At 77.4% G+C, this 911-nt stretch carries 2 protein-coding genes; both read right to left on the bottom strand.

Going from position 1 to position 911, the window contains the following annotated elements; all coding sequences use genetic code 11:
• A partial coding sequence (locus tag KS423_RS46305) for a response regulator transcription factor (RefSeq protein ID WP_308020336.1) occupies nt 1-471 on the bottom strand: 471 nt, incomplete at its 3' end.
• On the bottom strand, nt 468-911 hold a 444-nt coding region (locus KS423_RS46300; RefSeq protein ID WP_374120201.1), incomplete at its 5' end, for a sensor histidine kinase. The genes KS423_RS46300 and KS423_RS46305, both read right to left, overlap by 4 nt.

Below are 911 nucleotides of genomic sequence, written 5' to 3'. Positions count from 1 at the left end.
GAGCGCCGGCCGCGGCGGGCGGCCTCCGGCGAACGCCCCGATCAGCCGCCGGGTGACGCTCGGCGCGATCAGCGCGTCGCCGGCGGCGACCACCCGCACCGCGCCGAGGATGTCGTCCAGCGCCATGTCCTTGACCAGGAAGCCCGACGCCCCCGCGTGCAGCGCCGCGTACACGTGCTCGTCCTCGTCGAAGGTGGTGAGCACCACCACCCTGGTCGGCCCGCCGTCGGCGGTCACCAGCCGGGTGGCCTCGATGCCGTCCATGACTGGGGGCACCTCCCGGCCGCCAGGCTGGGGGCGCATCCGGATGTCCATCACCACGACGTCCGGCCGCAGTTCGGCGGCCAGCCGGACGGCCTCCGCCCCGGTGCCCGCCTCGCCGACCACCTCGACGTCCGCCGTCTCCGCGATCACCATCTCCAGCGCGGCGCGCACCAGCGGCTGGTCGTCCACCAACAGCACCCGGATCACGCGCCCGCCTCCGTACCCGACGGCCCCGGCGCCGAGCCGGCACCGTCCACCGGCACCGGCAGCCGGGCGGCCACCCGGAAACCACCCCCGGGCAGCGGCCCGGCCTCGAACTCGCCGCTCAGCAGGGCGACCCGCTCCCGCAGCCCGGCCAGTCCGAACCCACCGCCGGGCCCCTGGCCCCGGCCCCGCCCCCGGTCGGTGACCTCGACGGACAGCTCCTCCGGCGTCCGGTGGTCCACCACGACCACGCAGGCACCGATGTCCGCGTGCCGCACCACGTTGGTGACCGACTCCTGGACGATCCGGAAGGCCGCGAGGTCGACCTCCGGCGGCAGCGGCCCCGGCTCGCCGTGCCGCCGGACCTCCACCCGCACCCCCGCGGCGGTGGTCGCCCCGGCCAGCCGGTCGAGGTCGGCCAGGCCCTGCGGCACCGTGGCCTC

Origin of the sequence: Streptomyces sp. LS1784 (genome assembly GCF_020103755.1) — a bacterium.
Classification (GTDB): domain Bacteria; phylum Actinomycetota; class Actinomycetes; order Streptomycetales; family Streptomycetaceae; genus Kitasatospora.
This window is presented reverse-complemented; position numbering and strand designations above follow the sequence as displayed.